Source organism: Micromonospora sp. NPDC047074, assembly GCF_040643815.1.
In the GTDB taxonomy this organism is placed as follows: domain Bacteria; phylum Actinomycetota; class Actinomycetes; order Mycobacteriales; family Micromonosporaceae; genus Micromonospora.
In genome coordinates this window covers 222,732-241,634 of the sequence record NZ_JBEYVB010000003.1, presented here as the reverse complement: position 1 = coordinate 241,634, position 18,903 = coordinate 222,732, and the positions used below count along the sequence as shown (strand labels likewise).

Below are 18,903 nucleotides of genomic sequence, written 5' to 3'. Positions count from 1 at the left end.
ACCGGCGACGGGGCCCGGCCCTCCCGACGGAGAGCCGGGCCCGGTCCGATCGGCGCGATCAGTCCGTGCAGGACGGCTGGTCGAAGTGCCCCGGTGTGCCGGGGAACGCCGGTCCGGCACCCCCCTCGCGGGTGTCGCGTGGATAGACGTACGACAACTCGAGGAACGCCGAGGTGCCGGCCGTGGTGACGTCGGTCGGGCTGCGACCGGCGCCGGAGGCCCAGGCCACCCGGGTCAGGAAATTCTGCATGGCCGGGCTGTGCTGGCGGATGTCGTTGAACCCGCCGTTGGCCGCGTTGCAGTGCGTGTACAGGTTGTAGGCGCCGTTCCAGTCGAAGAGCCGGTCGCCGTTGTTCGGGCCGTTCGCCGTCACGTCACCCTGCAGCACGTCCCGGTCCCAGCCGCCGTAGATCCAGTCGGTGCCGTGGTGGTGCTGGTTGTCGGCCACGGCGGCGTCGTCCAGGTTCGTCATCTCGAACCACAGGCACGGGTCGACCGTGCCCGACGCCAGGTCCGCCGGCCAGGCCCCGGCCGCGCAGTTGTCCGGGTACGCCCCACGGGGACGGAAGTCCAGCAGGTCGGAACTGAGCACCGCGGTCACGGCCGGGCCGTCGACCGCTCCGGCGCCGCCGAAGAGGTGGTCGACGTACTGGTCGCGGTCGCCCCGGGCGGCGGCGCTGAAGACACCGTTCACCTGGCACTGCGGGTTGGCCGCGTCGAGCACCGGGTCGCAGCCCTTGCCGCCCCACAGGACGTCCGACCCCGCCGACCCGAAGAGCTGGTCGCCGCCGCTGTCGCCGTTGGCGACGTCGTCACCGAACCCGGTGTGGATGTTGTCCGCCCCGGCGCCGCCCCGGACCCGGTCCCCCGAGCCGGCGGTCAACCCCGAGTGCGGCATCGGCGCCGAGGTGGCGCTGCCGATCCAGGCGTCCCCGTCGGTGTCGTGCGACAGATCCACGCGCCGGTCGTAGTCGCCGGCCCGGAATCCGGTGTACGTCTCCTGCGGCACCGACGACAGCGTGACGGTGAAGCCCAGCGCCGCCACGTCGTCCGCGTTGAGGTACTGACTCACCACGCCACCCCGGTCGCCGAGGATGGCGTCCCGGCCGTCGTCGCCGTACAGGGTGTCGGCGCCGAGCTCACCGAAGAGGTCGTCGTCGCCGTCGCCGCCGCGGATGGCGTCGTCGCCGTCCTGGCCCCAGACGCCGTCGTTGCCGGCGTCGCCGTAGAGCTGGTCGCCGCCGAACGCGCCGGCCGGCTCGCAGGTGGCCTGGGCGGTGGTGCAGAACCGGGTGGACGGGCCGGGCAGCGCCGGATCGTGGGTACGGGCCCGGGTGGCGTCGGCCGGCACGGCACCGGTCGGGTACCGCTCGGTGTAGACCCGCTCGGTCGGGCTGCCGTCGACCGTGGTCACGCTCCGCAGCAGCGAGCCGTTGTCGCCGAGGAGCACGTCGTCGGCGCCGTTGCCCTCCAAAACGTCCGCGCCGTCGCGGAAGCCCGGGGCCGAGCTGCCGCCGATCAGGTCGTCCTGCCCGGCCGGCGTGCCGTCGCCGACGAGGTCGGCGGGGGCCGCCGGGTCGCCCGGCCAGCCCGGGTCGGGCAGCGGGGCGACCGTGGACCGTCCCGCCGCGCCGAGGGCGCTGTCCCCGCGCAGGACGTCCGTCCCGCCGTTGCCCTCCAGGTAGTCGCCGTCACCGTCACCGGTCAGGGCGTCGGCACCGTCCTGACCCCACAGCGTGTCGACGCCGTCGCCGCCGCTGATCCGGTCGTCGCCGTACCGGCCGGCGGTGGCCGCCGCCCGGTCCAGCAGCACCACGATCCGCGGGCCGAACGGCACGCCGCCGGCACCGACCCGGACGGTCACCGGAGTCGGTTGCTCACCGGCGAGCGGGCGCAGCACCGCGCCGTTGTCGCCGATGACGGCGTCGGACCCGGGTCCGCCGAAGACGGCGTCCGCGGCGTCCGGCTGGCCCGTGGTGGCCGCTCCGGTTCCGTCGTACGCGGTGCTGGAACCGCCGACGAGGTCGTCGTCGCCGTGGTTGCCCTCGACCCAGTCGACGCCGGGGCCGCCCTCGGCGAAGTCGGCGCCACCGCCGGCGTGCACCCGGTCGGGCCCGCCCTGGCCGAAGATGACGTCGTCGGAGTCCCCACCGAAGATCAGGTCGCCGCCGCTGGTGCCGGCCGCCGGGGTGAACCCGAGGTCGAACAGGGTGACCTTGCGCGGCGGGCCGGCCCGGCCCTGCGTCACCCGGGTCGCGTCGGCGTCGGCCGGCGCGAAGCGGGCGTTGTCCCCGGCGATCAGGTCGCTGTCGCCGTCGCCGTGGAGCTGGTCGCCGACGTCGGGCCGGCCCGCGCCGGCGGCCGGCTCCTGCGAGGAACCGCCGACGATCTCGTCCCGGCCGTGGCCACCGTGGACCGTGTCGGCGCCGTTGTTGCCCTCCAGCTGGTCGTGCCCGAGGTCGCCGTCGATCCGGTCGTCGCCGAGCCCGCCGTAGGCGAGGTCGTCGTCTCCCCCGCCGGAGATCACGTCCCCCGCGCCGGCCCCGGCCACGTCGCCGGCCAGGTCCAGCGGGTACGGCCCGACGTCGCCGAGGCGCGGGGTGCCGTTGTCGCCGACGATCCGGTCCGGCCCCTCCTCGCCGTACAGGTGGTCCGCACCGTCGGTCGCGCCGGCGGTGCGCCCACCGCCGTAGATCACGTCGCCGTCCCGGCCGCCGAAGACCTGGTCGCGGCCGGCGTTGCCCTCGGCGGTGTCCGCGCCGGTGCCGCCGAAGAGGCCGTCGTCACCGGCGTTGCCGAAGAGCAGGTCGTCGCCGTCGTCGCCGTGCAGCTGGTCGACGCCCGCCGCGCCCCAGGCCCGGTCGGCGCCACCGCCGAGGTGCAGGGTGTCGTCGCCGAGCTGGCCGCAGGCGCGGTCGTCGCCGCCGCCGAGGTCGGCCCGGTCGTTGCCGCCACCGGCCGACACCACCTCGACGCCGGCGCCGCCGAGGACGAGGTCGGCGGCGCCCTGGTCGGCGGGGGCCGGCTGGGCGTCGGCGAGGGTGGCGTCGGCGCAGGTCTCGGCGGGCAGGTGCCGGTCGCCGAAGACCGTCGCGCCGCCGTCGCCGCCGATCACGTGGTCGCTGCCGAGACCGCCGACGAGCAGCTTGGTCTGCGGCTGCGTGCCCGCCGGCAGCGGCTCGTGGACGACCTGACGGAACGGACCGTAGCCGTCCGAGCCGTCCGGCTCGCCGACCTGGGCGGGCTCCGCGATCACGTAGTCCTCGTCGGGCCCGCCGAACAGCTCGTCGGTGCCGTAGCCGCCGACCAGCACGTCGTCGCCGCCGTAGCCGTAGACGCGGCCGGTCTGGCCGTTGGCCGAGTGCGAGACGACGAGGTCCACCCCGGCGCTGCCGTGCACGGTGTCCTGACCGGCGCCGGTGTCGACCTGGTTGACCAGCCCGGCGTCGCCGGTGCCGGCCTGGTCCGCATCGGCGGGGACGTCGGTGCCGTACGTGTGGATGGTGTCGTCGCCCCTGCCGCCGTTGACGGTGTCCGCGCCGGGGCCGCCGACCATGGTGTTCCCGCCGTTGGGCCGGTCGTCGACGACCACGCCGAGCGTGTCGTCGCCGCCGTTGCCGTAGACGGTGCTCGCGCCGTGCCCGACAGTGACCTGGTCGTCCGCGCCGGCCTGCGCGCCGGTGGGGGCGTCCAGGGTCGTCCAGTCGACCAACCCGTCGAGGGTCCGGTCGCCCGCCGGGGTGCGCACGGTGGTGGCGCCCCGGTCGGTGCCGCCGAGGCCGCTGTCGCCGGCGACCACGTTGTCGCCGTCGCCGGTGGTGATGCTGTCGTTCCCGGCGCCGCCGGCGACCCGGCTGACCACGCCGGCCGCCTCGGCGGTGACGATCACGTCGTCGCCGCCGCGGCCGTCCACGTACGCCGGCCCGGTCCCGGTCCTGATCCGGTCCTTGCCGTCGGAGCCGAGCACCACCGCGGTCCTGTCGAACGCGGAGGTCCTGGTGCCGTCGCCGCTGGTGTCGCCGTCGCCGAGCAGCAGCACCGACAGGGAGCTCTTGTCCGGGTCGGCGACCTCGTAGCCGCGCCCGTCGACGACCACCCGGGTCAGGGCCGGGTCGAGGAACTCCTGCCGGCGGCCCAGGGCCTCCACCGCGAAGCCGTCGAAGTCGTCGGTGGCGCCCGGGGTGCCCGCGTCGGCGTAGTGCAGCGCGTACACCTTGACCACGTCACCGGCGTAGGTGTCGGCGTCGTTGTCCCACACCTCGTGCCCGCGCTGCTCCTTCTTGCCGAACTTGCCGGCGAAGACGACCAGGGTGTCCCCGACGGTGCCGGCGAGTTCCGGGGGTGGCGGGGAACAGTCCGGTTGCGCCCGGAAGTCGAGCAGGGTCGCGTCGACCAGGGTGAAGGCGAACTTCTTCTTGAACAGGAACAGGTCGATGGTGACGTAGACCCGCAGGAAGACCGAGAGCCGCCCGCTGGTGGTGAAGAGGCAGATCGGGTTGACCAGGAGTGCCTGGAGGAACTCGCGGGTGCGGAACTTCCCGTCGTTGTTCGGGTCGTTCCAGCTGAAGCCGACGGTGAGCTGGATGCCGCCCTCGATGCCGACCTTGACGATCAACACGCTCACCTCGGCCCCGGCGGCGATCTCACCGCGCAGGGTGACCACCGGGACGGCCTTGCCGCTGCTGTCGGAGGTCTTGAAGTACAACCCGTCGAGCAGGCTCACCGCGTCGACGGACGTGCCGTCGGTGGCGGCCTCGACCGCGTGCCGGATGCCGGCGGTGTCCAGGCCGGCGATGAACCGGGCGGTCACCGAGGCGCTGCCGGACAGGGTGACGAAGACCGGCGGCGGCGCGTAGACCGGGCCGAACGACTGCCGCCAGCTGAAGCCCAGCTCCAGCGGGCCCGAGTCGAAGCTGACCAGCTCGACGTCCTGGCCGAGCAGCAGCCCGAACAGCGAGCCCGGGTTGTCGAAGACCGGGAAGCTGAAGCCCGTCTTCTGGGCGTTGCTCCTGCCGTCGGCGGCGGGGGTGAACAGCTTCTCGCCATCGTCGCCGGCGGCCTCGTCGACCTTCGCCTTCACCTGTGCGCCGGAGGCCGGGTGGTACTCGGAGGTGCGGTCGATCAGGCCCTCGGCGGAGGCGGGAGAGACCTCCGTGGTCAGCGCCTTGGCGCTGTCCATCTTGAACGAGCCCAGCGGAATGGAGCAGCCGGAGTCGCAGTCGGGTATCCGGTTGACGAACGTGACCACGGCGCGCACGGTGTCGACGAAGTCGAGCTTCGGCCCGCCGTTGAGGGTACTGAAGGTCTTGGCGAGCCAGACCAGGGTGATGTCGGGGCCGCCGGTGGCCTTCGACAGGTCCGACAGCACCGGGATCGGCGCGTACAGGGTGTCGATGACCGGCTGCAGCGGCCCGGTGACCGCCTTGAGCTTCTCCACCACCGGTTTGAGGATCTTGTCGAAGAAGGCGCCGGCGTCCAGGGCGATGTCGGTGAACGTCACCTTCAGCGGCGTGGTGACGCCGTCGCCCGTCGCGGTGAGCCCGCCCCGCTTGTGCTCCAGGCCCCACTGCAGCCCGAAGGTGGCGCTGATGCCGGGCAGCGCGGAGTCCTCGCCGCCGGTGTCGACGGCCGCCGCCAGCTTCCAGTCGATCTTGACCTGGGCGGTGAGGTCGGTGGCGAGCAGCGAGCCCAGGTCCGCGAACTCGGCGAGGGTGAGCCGGTCGTCCGGGTTGGCCGTGCAGTCGGCGGTGACGGTGGGGTCGAAGCAGCTCTTCTCCCCCGTCGAGCCCTTCAGGTCGATGCCGAAGTACGCCTTCACCAGCGGGTCGGTGCTCCGCTTCGTCGCCTTCACCTGGATGAAGGCGAGCTGGGCGGCGAGGTCGCCGGTCATGTCGAACTGGGCGCCGACCTGCACCTCGGGCGAGGTGTCACCGTCGTGGGTGGGGACGTAGAAGCCCTCCTCCCGGTCCAGCACCAGGTCCAGGTGCAGCTTCCAGCCCAGCTTGGCCTGGATGCCGTCCGGGGCGCCCTTCTTCGCCTTGAGCGACAGGCCGGGGATGCCCAGGTCGAGCGGCACGTTGAGGTTGAGGCACTCGTCGGACGCGCTCGCGGCCTTGCACCCGTCGGCCGCGGAGGGCGCGCCCTTGGAGGTGGTGAGCTTGATCCGGATCGCCTGGAAGTCCTCGGACGCGCAGGGCGCCGCGACGCCGCCGCGGCAGCTGACCACCGCGCTCACGCCCGGGTCCAGGTCGGCGAGCACCTCGTTGAGGGCCGTCTGCACGCCCGCGCTGTCGAGCGTGGCGTTGGCCAGCACCGGCCCGATCGCGGCCTTGACGTCCTCGCGCAGCTGCGCGACGAACCGCTGGCCCTGCTGCAGGTCGTCGCCGACCAGGGGCAGCTTGCCGTCGAAACTGGCCAGCCGCAACGCCTCCTCGACCTTGGCCAGGTACCCGTCGATGCCGACGTTGAAGTCGGTGAGCTTGAGCGACAGGTTGGCGAAGCAGGAGTCGAGGTTCGGCAGGCCGGGGGTGGGGGTGAGGTCCAGGCCGACGGTGAGGGTGAGCAGATTGGTGTCGTCGGCCGGGTCGCAGTTGTTGACGAACAGCGGTGCCTTCGCGCACAGCGGCACGTTCGCGCCGCCGACCCCGTCGCCGCAGTCGACGCCGGCGGTGGTGAACTGCGGCGTCACCCCGAGCAGGCCGCTGATCGGCCCGTCCTCGGTCAGCCCGCCCAGGCCGACGCTGAGGTTGGCCTTGACGGTGGCGAAGTCCGGGTCCTTGCCGAGGTCCAGGGCGAGCGGCCCGACGCGCGCGGCGATCGCCGCGTCGGTGACCCCACCCGCGACGGTGACGCTGGCCGAGGAGCTGTGGTCCAGCAACGGCGCGGTGTTCAGCCGCAGGGGCAGTAGCAGACCGAGCTGCGCCCGGGCGTCCACGTCGACCGCGAACGTGCCGGAGCTGTCCAGGGTGACCAGCTCGCGGTGGGCGTCCCAGGCGAAGTTGAGCGGGCCACCGGTGTGGAACTTGCGCTTCCAGTCCAGCCCGAGCCGCAGGAACGGCCCGCCCGCGCGCTCGTCCAGCGTGAAACTGATCCCGCTGTCCTCGCCGATGGCGCCGTTGAGCACGTCCAGCGCGTCCTGGAGGTTGTCGGGGGGCGAGGCGAGCAGCCGGTCCAGCGCGTCGGCCAACTCCGGGCGCAGCGCGTACGCGCTGCCGTCGGCCGGCTTCGGCGTGCCGGCCGCGTCGACGCGCAGGGTCTGCCCGTCGACTCGCGCCAACACCCGGTACGCCTTGCTGCCGACCACGACGGTCCGCCCGGCGAGCCGGGCGTCGAAGCCGGAGTCACCGTCCCGGGAGGCGTCCTTGAGCAGGAAGTTCGCCCCGTCGGCGACGAACGTGACGTCCTTGCCGACGCCGCTCTCGTCGCCACCGAGCAACTGCCGGGCGGAGCGGCCGAGCAGCGGGATCTCCTTGTCCAGCGGGCCGCTTCCGCCGCCGGGCTGGGACAGCGCGGCGTTCACCAGCCGCAGCGCCTCGACGACGACCGCGAAGAGCGCCTTCGGATCGTCGGAGTCGAAGTCGGCGGCGATCAGCCCGGCCAGCGCCGAGGTGTCCACCACCGGCTGCCCTCCGGCCTTCCAGCTCACGTCGACGCCGATGCCCTGCCCGAGGGCGCCGGTGGCGCCGGGCACGCTGACGGTGACCCGGCCGGTGGTCTTCACCGACGACGACACGGCCAGGAGGTTCCCCGGGTCGGACTTCAAGCGCGCGAAGAGCGTGCCGAGGCTGATGTCCTGTGCCTGCTTGAAGCTGACCTGGAGCATCCGCTCGCCGGCGGCGGCCGGGCCGACGGAGAGGTCGCCACCGAGCTTGACCTTGAGGAAGCCGGCGGTGGCGAAGAAGTCGATCCCGGTGGTGATCGGGAAATCGGCGGCGAACAGCGGCGTCGCCGGGTCGGTGCGCAGCAGCACCCGGTCGGCGTTCGCCTCCGGGCTGCCGAGGTCGTCGCGCAGGTCGAGCACGAGCGTGACGGACGCGCTGTAGCGGGGCTTCACCTCGGCGAAGCTGGCCTGGGCGTTCGCCGCCCGCAGGCCGACCGTCTTGTCGCCGCCGACCGGCTTGGCAAGGGTGCCGGCCAGCTCGACGGCGCCGATGTTCGGGCTGGAGCCGCTGATCACCCACGCGCTGTCGTTCGGCGGCTGCCCGCCGATCCAGTCCTGGGTGAGGGTGACGGAGGTGGCGGTGTTGGCGGCGACGGTACCGGCGGAGGTGCCGGCGACCACCCGCTGACCGACCAGCGCGCCGGGGGCGAACCGGTTGCCGCTGACACTGAAGCCCTTGGCGGCGAAGGTCGCTCCGCGCCCGGACAGCTCCGCGGCACCCGGATCGAGCGGCACCTCCACCGTGGACTCCCGCTCCAGCTTGACCCGGAAGACCAGCTTGTCGTCGTCGAAGGAGAGGTTGTCCACCGGCAGCCCTTCGGCGGCGAGCAGGGCGAGCAGCTGCTGGACGGAGCTGAACTTCGGCTGTCCGGCCAGGGCCGGGTCGTCGGTGTCCGGGTCGAACCGCGGGTCGTCCGGACGCGGGTGGACGTGCTCGCGGAGGAAGTCGGTGAGCCTCTCGTTGACCTTCACCGCATCGGCAAACGTGCCGCGCAGGAAGGGCAGGTTGAGGTTGCCGGCCGGACCGCTCTGCTGCACGCCGCTGAGCAGTGCGGCGAGCTGGGCGAGCCCGGAGGCCAGATCCAGCGGGCTCATGTTGCGGAACTTGGCGATCGTCTCGTCCAGCCCGCTGGTGGTCACGGTGGGGGCGCCGACGGAGATGTCGTTCCAGTCGACGTTCACGGTCGCCGCCACGGCGGGCAGCGCGAAGGGCGCGCCGGAGACGGCCGCACCGAGCTTGACCACGCCGTGCACCGAACCGGGGCCGGGCTCGGTCTCGGTGTCGGAGATCTTCCCCCCGCCGGAGTTGTCGAGGGCCACCTGCACCAGGCCGGCGAGGGAGCCCGCCGCGCCGAGTTCGCCGGTGTTCGCGCCGGCGGCCGAGTCGAAGGCGAGCCGGCCGTCGCCGTCCGGGTCGGTCACGGTGACCTTGAGATGGGTACGCGCGGTGAGGGTGCTGCCGGCCGTCAGCGTGACCCCGAGGATGCCGACCGAGGCGGTGGCCTGGTCGAGGTCGGCGCGCAGCCGCGCCGCCGCGTCGATGTCGATGCGCGGGGTGTCCCCGTCGCGTACCAGGTAGGTCTCCCCCGCAGCGGTGTGCCGGGCCCGCAGGTGCACAGTGGCCCAGCCGGTGACGCTGACCGCCTTGTCCAGCGTCACCCCGGCCAGCGTGAGGTCCTTGTCGACCACCTCGCGCTTCGTGGTCAGCAGCACGTCCAGCAGGTGGTCGCCGCCGCTGGTGCTCACCGAGCTGGTCAGCCGGGTGCCGCCGCCGAGATCGATGTCGTCCTTGGTCAGGCCGCTGGCCAGCGCGTCGGACGCCTTGTCCACGAGCGTGTCGGCGTCGACGAGCGCGCCGGGGCTGACGCCGAGCAGGGGCAGCGGCTGACCGAGCAGCCCCAGCTGGGACAGTCCGCCGTCGGCCCAGGTGGCCGTACGCGACATCAGGTTCTTGAACGCGCTCTCCCACGCCTCGTCGGCCTGGGCGGGGGCCGCCGTCCACACCAACCCCAACGCGACGGTCACCGCCGTCGCGACCACCACGGCGAGCAGCCGTCGTAGAGCCACCATGAGACACCTCGTTCGTCCGATGGCCGTCACCGACGGCGCTGGTCCGCGCCAGCACATCGATCGCGGGAAATACTCACAACGCCTGTGTCGGCATGGTGACTGAGTGTCAGACCGAACGGTCGGACCGGTCGGGCCGGGTGGGCCGAGGAAACTATGCGGTGGGCCGTACCGCACGGGCCGTACCGCGCCCTCCCCGCCGTCCTGGGCGCACTACCGGACCGCGCGACCGGGTGAGCCCGGGCTCTGGCGGCTGTCGGCGGCGCTGGCCGCCACGTTTCCGGACGGGTCCGTCCCCGGCCGCCGCGCGGCGGCCGGGGGTGTGACGGCGGACGGCAACGCCGCTAGCCTCGGCCTGTGGACCGGTGCGACGAGTGCGGCTTCGACTACGCCGGGGTCTCCGCCGACGAACTGCCGCCGCTCCTGCGCACGCTCGGCGGGCGATACTCAGCCGCCCTCGCCGAGGTGCGGCAGGTGCGCCGGCGACCGGCCGAGGGGGTGTGGTCGCCGCTGGAGTACGCCTGCCACGTCCGCGACGTGCTCGGCGTGCAGGCCGAACGCCTCGCGCTGGCGCTGCGTGTCGAGGAGCCTGAGTTCGCCCCGATGGGACGCGACGAGCGCGCCGTGGCGGAGGCGTACAACGAGCAGGATCCCGCGACCGTGCTGGCGGCGCTGGGCGCGACCGCCGAGGACCTGGCCGCCCGGATCGGCGTGCTCGGCCCCGCGGAACTCGCCCGCACCGGGGTCTACCCGTGGCCGCGACCGCAGGCCCGCACGCTGCTGTGGCTCGGCCGACACACCATCCACGAGGGCGAACACCACCTGCTCGACATCCGCCGCGCCGCGCGATCGGAGGCGGCCCGCTAGTTCGTCGGCATGCTCAGACGCACACTCGAACGTCGACCCGAGCCACAGCCGCCACCGGCGAACGCACCTCCAGCCCAGACTTGTGCCGCCGTTCTCAGGCACGGCGAACGGGTCGGTGTTCATGGTTCCTCCCGAGCCTGGGATCCGTGTCAGCAGAAGTCGGTCCGGTGCGCCCGAAGCGACGTGACGTATCCGCCGCAGAGGCTGGCGGTCGCGACGCACGACACGGCCGGGGGATGTCCGTCAGCCTGCTGGACAGCCTCTCGCCAGAGCTGTCCAGCACGCCGTCAGCGGGAACCGATCAGTTCCTCCGGCGCGCGTCGCGAGGTCACCTCGTCGGTCCGAAAGTCCTCGATCAGCTCTTCGAGCATGTCCTGACAGTCGCCGCAGGCGGTGCCGGCGTCGCAGTACTCGCCGAGGCCGTCGATCGTGACGACACCTCGCTGAATCCAGCTGACGATCTCGTCTTCAGTGACGCGGTTACAGACGCAGATATGAGTGCTCATACCGCCTCCTGCCAGGCTTCGAGCACGACGTTCGGGCAGCGGCGTTCGATATCCGGGCCATTGACACGCACGGTATCGGTCAGCTGTGGCGAAGGCGGCGAGTCCACCGTGGTTCTCCCCTCCTGGAGAGCTAGACCGCAGCCAGGCTGGCGACGATCTCCGCACCAGCCGGTCGCTGCGGATTGACCAGATGCATGTGCCCGGCGCCGGCCATCTCGCGCACCTGTACGGGCAGGCCCGCTGCCGTCCACGCCGCCACCTGTGTCGTGACCACGTCGAGAGGCACCACCTGGTCCTCGACGACCACGACGACGTCCAACATCGACACATCGGCCGGGCTCAGTCGCGGAGTGGCGTCGCCAATCGCACCCCCCTTTCGCACGTGTGCGACCGTCAGCGCCACCGCCGCGCCGTCGCCCAGCCCACGGGCTGCGGCGAGCGCCACGTCGACGACCGGCGCGAGCAGGACGGCCCGGTGCCCGCCGGCCCGGCCTGCAAGCCCGGACAACAGCACGTGTGCTCCCGCCGAGTGGGCGACGAAGCGGCCGTTCGCCCACTCCTTGTCGTCGTGCACGAGCGTGTCCAGGGCAGCCGTGGCGTCCTCGGCCACGCCCGGCCACGTACCGCCGTCCCACGCCGGCCGGTACTCGACGACCGCCACTTGACAACCCCGCCGAGCCATGGCCACGGCCAGCGGCTCCAAGTCGCGAGCCGTTCGGTCGTGGCGCCAGAATCCGCCGTGCACGACGACGACCCGCGGACCATCCTCGCGCTCCGCAGCCCGGTAGATGTCGATGCGCTGCCACGGCGAGCCGCCGTAGCGGAGCACGCCCTCCGTGATACTCAAAGGACGCCAAGCGCGTACAGGCGGGTGATCCAGTGCTGGAGCCGCTCGTCGCTCATACGCATCTCGGCCCGGCGTTCAGCAGTCTCTTCCGCGGCGCCGTGGCGGTACGACACCGTCCCGTCGTCCTGGCGAAGCACGAAGGCTCGCTGCTTCTGGGCAGTGCTCTGGATGACAAGCAAGACGGTCTCCGGCTCGGTGGTCGTCGTGTGCAACTGCTCATGGTCAAGCGTGATGCACCGACCAGCCTGCTCCTCGCGCAGGAAGTGCGGCCAGAACCGGGTCACGTCGGCCGTCTCGTCCAATGGCTGGTCCGTGGCGTACAGGGTGTGGTTGTAGGCGCCCGCGAGGATCAGGGCGGTGAAGCTGTACCGGTGGTTGTGCACACGCTCGTACTGACTGGTGTTGGCCAACCGCAGTTGGATCTGCAGGCCCTTCTCCGGCTCATCCCAGATGACGATCTTGTCGTCGAGCGCATGACACGCGCACTGCTCGCGCAGCTCCGGCGTGCGCAGCACTCGGTCGACGAGCAGACGCAATACTTCCTTGTCCTCGCCGATGCGGCGGGCGATGCGTTCGGCGACCTCGGCGGCCGCTTCGATGTCGTCCCAGCGCACCACGGGCAGGGACTCCATGAACGCGACGGCGTCAGCCTCCACGCTCGTGCTCGTGCTCGTGCTCGTGCTCGTCAGGCTGGCCATCACAGCACCTCCAGCGCACGCAGCCGCTGCGCGAGATCGTCGAAGTACTCCTTGGAGATGCGCTTGCTTGCCCGGCGGGACTCCTTCTCCTTGTCCTCACCGAACCGCCACCAGACCTTGCCGGTCTCCCGCTCGGTGATGATGGACCGTTCCTTCTCGGCGGGACCCCGCAGGAACAGCGACACCGTATTCGGCGTGGTGAACGTCGTGTGGATCTCGTTGTGGTGCAGCGTGTAGCAGTTTCCCTCGACCTCGTTCGTCACGAACAGCGGCACGACCCGCACGTCGGTGTCGCGGGCCTCCCAGTCGTTCTGCACGTCGTCCGGGATGTCCTCGGCCCGCCCGACCAACTGGTGGCGCACGTGGCGGTACCCCCCACGCATGATCAGCGAGGTGAAGGAGAACCGGTGGTCGTGCGGCCGGTCCCGATGATCATCGGTGGAGACGTGGACCCGGATCCGGAACCCGCGGTCAAGAGCGTCGTAGACGACCAGCTTGTCGAGCAGCTTGTGGTGCTCGCACTTGTCGAACAGGTCCTCCTCCTCGCGGGCACGTGCCAGCAGCTCACCGAGAGCCTGCTTGTCCTCGGCCAGCGCGAGCAGGACCTCCTTGGTCTGCTGTCGCGCCTTCGGCAGGTCGGACCAGTCGATCGTCATGCGGTTCAAGGCGTCCAGCATCAGCTCACACGTCCCTTCCAGCAAGCGTTCCGTGGTGCGTAGCGGGGTGAGGCGGGTGCGGTCCGGGTGAGCCAGGGAGACGTCATCCCACCACCTGGACCAGGCCGGGCTCGGCGAGCTACCCGAGCACTTCGGCCATGTCGTCCGTGGCCTCGTCGACGGGAACGACGAGACCCCGTCCGCCCATCGACATGTCACAGTGGCTTCGCCGGGAGAGTGAAATCTCCCGCGTCCTGTTGCGCCGAGCCCCGGGAGGCGCCAGCGCGCCCGTCTTGAGCCCCTGCCGCGCGAGATCGGCCACGTGCGCGGCCAGCGCGGGTCCAGCGCCGGCAAGGCCGAAACACTCCGTCGTCGCGTCGCCGCCGGCCTCCAGCGTACGGCCGACGAGCAGTTGCTTCTGGCCATCGCCGGGCTCTTGGCCGTGCTCGCGAAATATCGTGGATTCGGCCCGGCTCCGGCCGGACTCTGTCTCCACGGATAGAAGATCACAGTCGAGATCGAAAGCGTCCACGTTGGTCGGTAAGCCCATTTGGCGTATCTCCCCCGTACTTCGGCAGCCCTCGAGTGGCGCCCCGACAATCGTTCATGACGGGCCTGCGATCGTCAACCATTCCGCACCGGCAAGATTGAAGGGCCTCGACATACAAGCAGTGTCGTCGGTTGATTGATCACAACAGTCGCTCGCGGGCATCACCGCGACCCTGGCCAGTGCGCATACGCAGATCCTGCCGAATCAGTCCAGGGTCTTGCATGTGATGCAGGCCTCACACACGAGGTCACGACGATCACCACGGCAAACTCCCGCCTCCCCGGACCACTGCTGATCAGAGGCGCCCGGAAGCGTGAAGATCTCGACGATCACCTATGTGGGCCCACCCGCCACGATTGTCTTCACAAAGGTTATTCGTCCCAATTACCCCATTCTCAGGACGCTGCCGCCGAACACGCAATGGCCCTGCGTGCCACCCCGCCACCCGGCACGGAACCCACCTAAAGTGTGATCGCCGGGTCATCGCGGGGTCACAAACGGCGTTGCGCTGTGAGTAGGATGCAGCGCAAGATAGATGCCGACTTATCGATGATCCGTGCAGCCGTCCTCGCGCTCCGGTGTCGTCGGTAGGCGCTCGGCTATCCACAATGACGTGGATGGCGAGCGAACAACGTCCAGGGGCTGTCACGGGTGGAGTCAATGGCGGGTTCAGCATGCGTCACGCCGCCGGCGGTGCCTGTCGCCAACGCTTGCCGAATCGATGTGAGACAAATGGACAAAATTTCAGGTGAGGAGCTCGGCAAATTGACCGGGCTGCCGGTGGAAGTGCATTGCCACGGCTTCGCCGGGGTGGACTTCTCCGAGTTCGCCCAGCTCGACCTGGAGCTGTTGGAACAGATGTGCATCGCCGAGTCGGTGGTGAGCATCCCCACGCTCTACCTGCACCGCGACCGGCTCGACGACTTCGAGCGGTTCATGCACCGGTTCGCGACACTGCGCCGGGCGGGCCGGCTGCCGCACGTGGGGGGCATCGCTCTCGAGGGTCCGTTGCTCGCCAGCCATGGTGGCACCCCCGCCGCGACCGTATGGGCCCCGACCAGACATGAATGGGAGCGCCTGGCGCGGCTGGGCAACCTGGGCCTGGTCTACATGGTGATGTCGCCCGACGCGTTCACGCTCGCCTCCGACTTCTACGGCGAGGTGCTCGCGCGCCATCCCGGCTTCGACTGGATCGTGCCCACGCTCGTGCAACATGGCGTCCGTCCGGCGCTGGGCCACTTCACCCGCGCGGACCCGCAGCGCAGCGCCGAGCTGGTCACCGAGATGGTGGAGTTGGCGTGGTCGACGTCGTGGGAGGGGTCCGGCGCGCGCGTGATCACCGACCACCTGTTCAACGACATGCCACTCAACATTCGGCACGCTTTTCGGACCAGCAGGGCACGGCAGACGCGCGAGGCGACCATCGCCGCCTACGACCTTCCCGGCTGGACGCTCGCCGACATGGCGGAGATCGCCGGGCCTGTGCCAGCGGCGATCATGAACGAGGCGGCTGCGGGGCGGCTGGCCGCGTGCATCAACTTCGACGGTGAGCACGTCGATGGCGCGATCGCGGCCCGCGCGGTACGTCTCATGGGCATCGAGAACTCGATGATCATGACGGACCGATGCGACTCGGCCCGCCTCGGCGGCCAGGAGCTGTTCCCCAACGCCGACAATGGCCTGTGGTACCAGGAACTCGGCGTCGTCGCCGCCGGCTCGCAGCCGTTGGCGCGGCAGATGCGCAACGCCGTCGACCGTGACATCGTCGGTTCTGAGCTGTGGACACTGGCGGCCGGCACGGCGCATCGCGCCCTCGGCATCGAAGAGGACGAGCGGTTGACCGCAACGGCCACGGCCGCGTGGGGCGAACTCGTCGCGAGCGGCCGGTGAGTGCGCCCGTCCCCGTCGTCCTGCCGAGGCTCAGCGCGGGTGGGCCCATTCGGGTGGGTGTACTCGTGTCGGCCACGGGGGCCAATCTGAGCACGTTGATCGACCTTGCCCGGCGCCAGCCGGAGACGGTCGAGGTGTGTCTCGTCGCGTCGCACGGCACCACGGTCAAGGCGCTCCAGGTCGCCCGTGATCACGGCATCGAGGCCTGGCCGGGCGACTTCGACGAGCAGTGCGGCCTCGCCTCGGCGGCCACGGACGCGGCCTCGCGTGCCGAGTACCGTCGCCGCGCCCGGCTGTGGCACGACGGTCTGAGCCGGCGGCTGCGCCGATGGGAGGACCAGCACGGCGACCTGGACCTGATCGTGCTCGCCTACCACCGGTGGATCGAGGGTGACCTTCTCGACCGCTACCGCGGCCGCATCATCAACCAGCACCCCGGCGACCTGAGCGCGCTCGACGACGCCGGTCGCCGGGTGCTCGTCGGGCGCGACCCGGTGCGCACGGCGATCGGACTCGGCTACGCGACCACGCGTACCTCCTGCTTTCTCGTTGACGAGAGCCAGGACGGGGGTGCCGTGCTCTGCCAGGGCCCGCCGGTGTCCACCGCGGGGCGCGCGGCGACGCCGGAGGACGCGTGGGAGCAGGAGCTGCGGCAGAAGGAGGCGAGCGACCGGCCATGCCTGGAGTGGACGGTCCTGGCCTACGCGGCCGGCCGGCTGGCCCTGACGACCGACCGGCACGCCGACGGCAGCCCGGTCGTGGCCGTCGACGGCCAGGCGACGGCCCTCGGCGGATGGCGGATCGACCATGTCTGACCTCGATACTCTGAGCCAGCCCGGCACGAGCGCGGTGCCGTCCGACGTACTGCGTTCGCTCACCGCGGACGACAGGAAGCACCGGCTGTACCTGGTGGATCCGTACCTGCGCGAGGGGCTGCTGCACTTCTCGACGGTTGGCGCGCTGTCGGTGGCGCATGACCTGACCTTTGTCGTGCTCAAGCCCGACGCGGTGGCCGGCCGGCGATGCCAGCTCATCATCGACACGCTGCGGGAGCGCGGATGGTTGCCGGTGGCGGCGACCACCGTCCGGTTCCATCCAGTGCTGACCCGCGAGGTGTGGCGGTACCAGTTCAACGCCGCCTCGGAGCAGCGCATCGCGGTGGTCGACCATCTGCTGGGCTCCGGGGACAGCCTGCTGGTGCTGCTCACCGATCACCAGCGACCCGACTGGCTGCCCGCGAGCGTCCGCCTGACCGCCCAGAAGGGCGCCGCCGACCCGACCGGCGCCCACCCGGCCGACCTGCGCCAGCGGTTCGGTCGGGTCAACGGGTTGTTCAACTTCGTCCACACCGCTGACGACCCGGCCGACCTGGTGCGGCAGTTGCAGTTGTTCGCCTTCGATGCCGGATGGGACTGGTGCGCCGAGGCGCTGACCAGGAGTGCGCAGACCGACCCTGCCGTACTGGAGCGGGCCGCCGGACGGGTGGCCACCTTGGTGGCCGACCTGGAGGCGCAGATTCCGGCCCATGATCTCGACCTACGGGCCAGCCTGGAGCGCCTGCGGCACCGCGATGACGAATGGGGTGCGCACGCCCGTCGGTCTGCCAGCCGTGAGCACATCGGCGATTGGCTGGCCGCCCTGGTGCGCGTCCCGCTGCCACCGGGCGCCGCGCGGTGGGACCTGCTGACCGTGCTCACCTGCTGGATCGAATGCAATGAGCCGAACGTTGCCGCCGTCATCCCCACGGCGCGGCCGGACGAATGGTTGAGCGCTCGATGACCCTTTCCACGATCCCGGCCACACGTCGCGACATTCCCGCGCATGTCGGGGCGGGCAACCTCATCTACCGCGCGGCCCAGGTACCTCGGTTCGTCGGGGCCGACGGCTGCTATCTGACCGACGCCGACGGCCGCCGTTACCTGGACGCGGAGGCGGCCAACGGCACTGTGGCGTGGGGCTACGACGCGCAGATCCTGCGCGACGCGTTGCGTGTCTGCGAACAGTTGCCGGCACTGCCGTCGTTCTGCGAGTCCGAGCTTCGCGTGTCCGTACTGGAACGGCTGGAACGGCTGTTCGGTGGCGTGCTCGGCGCTTCCGGTCGGGTGGAGCTGGATCTCGGCGGGGCGCAGGGCATGGAGACCGCGCTGCGGATCGCCTTCAGCGCCGTGGGTCCCGGCACCGTCCTGGTGTTCGAGGGTGCCTTCCACGGCCGGTCCGGGGTCACCAGCATGCTCAGTTCGAGCCCGCGCTACCGCGAGCTGTTGGCGGCCTGGGGTCTTGAGGTGGTCCGCCTGCCCAGCCCCGACTGCGGGCGGTGCAGCCACCACGACGGCGCGGCGGCGGGTTGTGCCAGCGGTTGTGTCCACGCGGTGACGCGGTGGGGCTCGGAGGTGACGGGAGTGGGCGGCGCCGGGTACGGCCGGCGCGTGAGTGCTCTCGTCTTCGAGTCCATCCAGAATGTCGGCGGCATGGTCGAGCCCGACCCGCGGCTGTTGCGCGCGGCGGTCGAGCACGCGCGGGCCAACGGCGCCGTGGTGATCGCGGACGAGATCTTCACCGGCATGCACCGTACCGGCCCGCGCTGGGGCTTCCAGCGTGCCGGTGTCGAACCGGACATCGTGGTGACGAGCAAGGCACTGACCAACGGGGCGGCGGCGCTGAGCGCGGTGTGGGCTCGTGAACCGCTGGCGGCCCCGCAGACGTACCGGCCGGGCAGCCACTCCTCCACATATATCGGCATCCCGCACGCGCTCGCCGTGGTGCAGGCCGTGTTGGACCGCTGGGAGGGCTGGGCCGACCCGACCGCCGACATGACTCGCCTCGAGGCTCGCATGCTCGACCGGCTCAACGCCGTGCGCGAGCGCCATCCCGACACGGTGCGCGGCGTCGCCGCGTTCGGTGCCGCGGCCAGAGTCGAACTGGCCGGCGTCACCGCGCCCGAGGTCCGCCAACTGTGCCTGACGGTGCACCCGAAGGCCGCGCTCATCGTCGCGGCGACGGGCATGGCGCCGGACGTTCTCAATATTCACCCGCCGCTCGTGATCTCCGATGACGATCTTGACGTCATGGTCGAGGTGCTGGACGCGGCGTTGACCCATTGGGAGCGGGATCGAGGCGACTGATCATCTGCCGGCGCCGGGCATCTACGGCTCAGTTACGGGG

At 71.3% G+C, this 18,903-nt stretch carries 11 protein-coding genes; 5 read left to right on the top strand and 6 right to left on the bottom strand.

Going from position 1 to position 18,903, the window contains the following annotated elements:
- Window positions 1-58 precede the first annotated feature (58 nt).
- On the bottom strand, window positions 59-9,730 hold the full coding sequence (locus ABZ809_RS07835; protein ID WP_357561679.1) for a calcium-binding protein: 9,672 nt from the start codon (window positions 9,728-9,730) through the stop codon (window positions 59-61).
- Window positions 9,731-10,084: 354 nt separating this feature from the next.
- Here ABZ809_RS07835 and ABZ809_RS07830 point away from each other — a divergent pair, with 354 nt between their 5' ends.
- The gene (locus ABZ809_RS07830) at window positions 10,085-10,594 is read left to right on the top strand and encodes a DinB family protein (protein ID WP_357561678.1); all 510 of its coding nucleotides are present in this window, start codon (window positions 10,085-10,087) and stop codon (window positions 10,592-10,594) included.
- 287 nt (window positions 10,595-10,881) lie between these two features.
- On the opposite strand, the gene ABZ809_RS07825 is transcribed toward ABZ809_RS07830, so the two are convergent.
- From ABZ809_RS07825 to ABZ809_RS07805, 5 genes are all read right to left on the bottom strand, one after another.
- On the bottom strand, window positions 10,882-11,100 hold the full coding sequence (locus ABZ809_RS07825) for a (2Fe-2S)-binding protein (RefSeq protein ID WP_357561677.1): 219 nt from the start codon (window positions 11,098-11,100) through the stop codon (window positions 10,882-10,884).
- A gap of 130 nt (window positions 11,101-11,230) precedes the next feature.
- Window positions 11,231-11,929, bottom strand: coding sequence for an alpha/beta hydrolase (locus ABZ809_RS07820; RefSeq protein ID WP_357561676.1), 699 nt, complete (start codon window positions 11,927-11,929; stop codon window positions 11,231-11,233).
- Between the two features lie 14 nt (window positions 11,930-11,943).
- Complete coding sequence (locus tag ABZ809_RS07815) at window positions 11,944-12,645, bottom strand: hypothetical protein (protein ID WP_357561675.1); 702 nt, start codon at window positions 12,643-12,645, stop codon at window positions 11,944-11,946.
- Entirely contained in the window at window positions 12,645-13,322 is a 678-nt protein-coding gene (locus ABZ809_RS07810) for a hypothetical protein (protein WP_357561674.1), read from the bottom strand. The genes ABZ809_RS07815 and ABZ809_RS07810 overlap by 1 nt, the downstream gene beginning before the upstream one ends.
- A gap of 118 nt (window positions 13,323-13,440) precedes the next feature.
- Window positions 13,441-13,797 (bottom strand): hypothetical protein, encoded by a 357-nt coding sequence (locus tag ABZ809_RS07805; protein WP_357561673.1) that lies wholly within the window; start codon window positions 13,795-13,797, stop codon window positions 13,441-13,443.
- Between the two features lie 786 nt (window positions 13,798-14,583).
- Between ABZ809_RS07805 and ABZ809_RS07800 the strand changes: the two genes are divergently transcribed.
- From ABZ809_RS07800 to ABZ809_RS07785, 4 genes are read left to right on the top strand one after another with little or no spacing between them, the layout of a single operon-like run.
- On the top strand, window positions 14,584-15,741 hold the full coding sequence (locus tag ABZ809_RS07800) for a hypothetical protein (protein ID WP_357561672.1): 1,158 nt from the start codon (window positions 14,584-14,586) through the stop codon (window positions 15,739-15,741).
- Window positions 15,738-16,556, top strand: a complete 819-nt coding sequence (locus ABZ809_RS07795) for a formyltransferase family protein (protein ID WP_357561671.1) — start codon at window positions 15,738-15,740, stop codon at window positions 16,554-16,556. The genes ABZ809_RS07800 and ABZ809_RS07795 overlap by 4 nt, the downstream gene beginning before the upstream one ends.
- Window positions 16,549-17,520 (top strand): nucleoside-diphosphate kinase, encoded by a 972-nt coding sequence (locus ABZ809_RS07790; protein WP_357561670.1) that lies wholly within the window; start codon window positions 16,549-16,551, stop codon window positions 17,518-17,520. The genes ABZ809_RS07795 and ABZ809_RS07790 overlap by 8 nt, the downstream gene beginning before the upstream one ends.
- Complete coding sequence (locus ABZ809_RS07785; protein WP_357561669.1) at window positions 17,517-18,863, top strand: aminotransferase class III-fold pyridoxal phosphate-dependent enzyme; 1,347 nt, start codon at window positions 17,517-17,519, stop codon at window positions 18,861-18,863. Before ABZ809_RS07790 ends, ABZ809_RS07785 begins: the two co-directional genes overlap by 4 nt.
- Window positions 18,864-18,903: the final 40 nt, after the last annotated feature.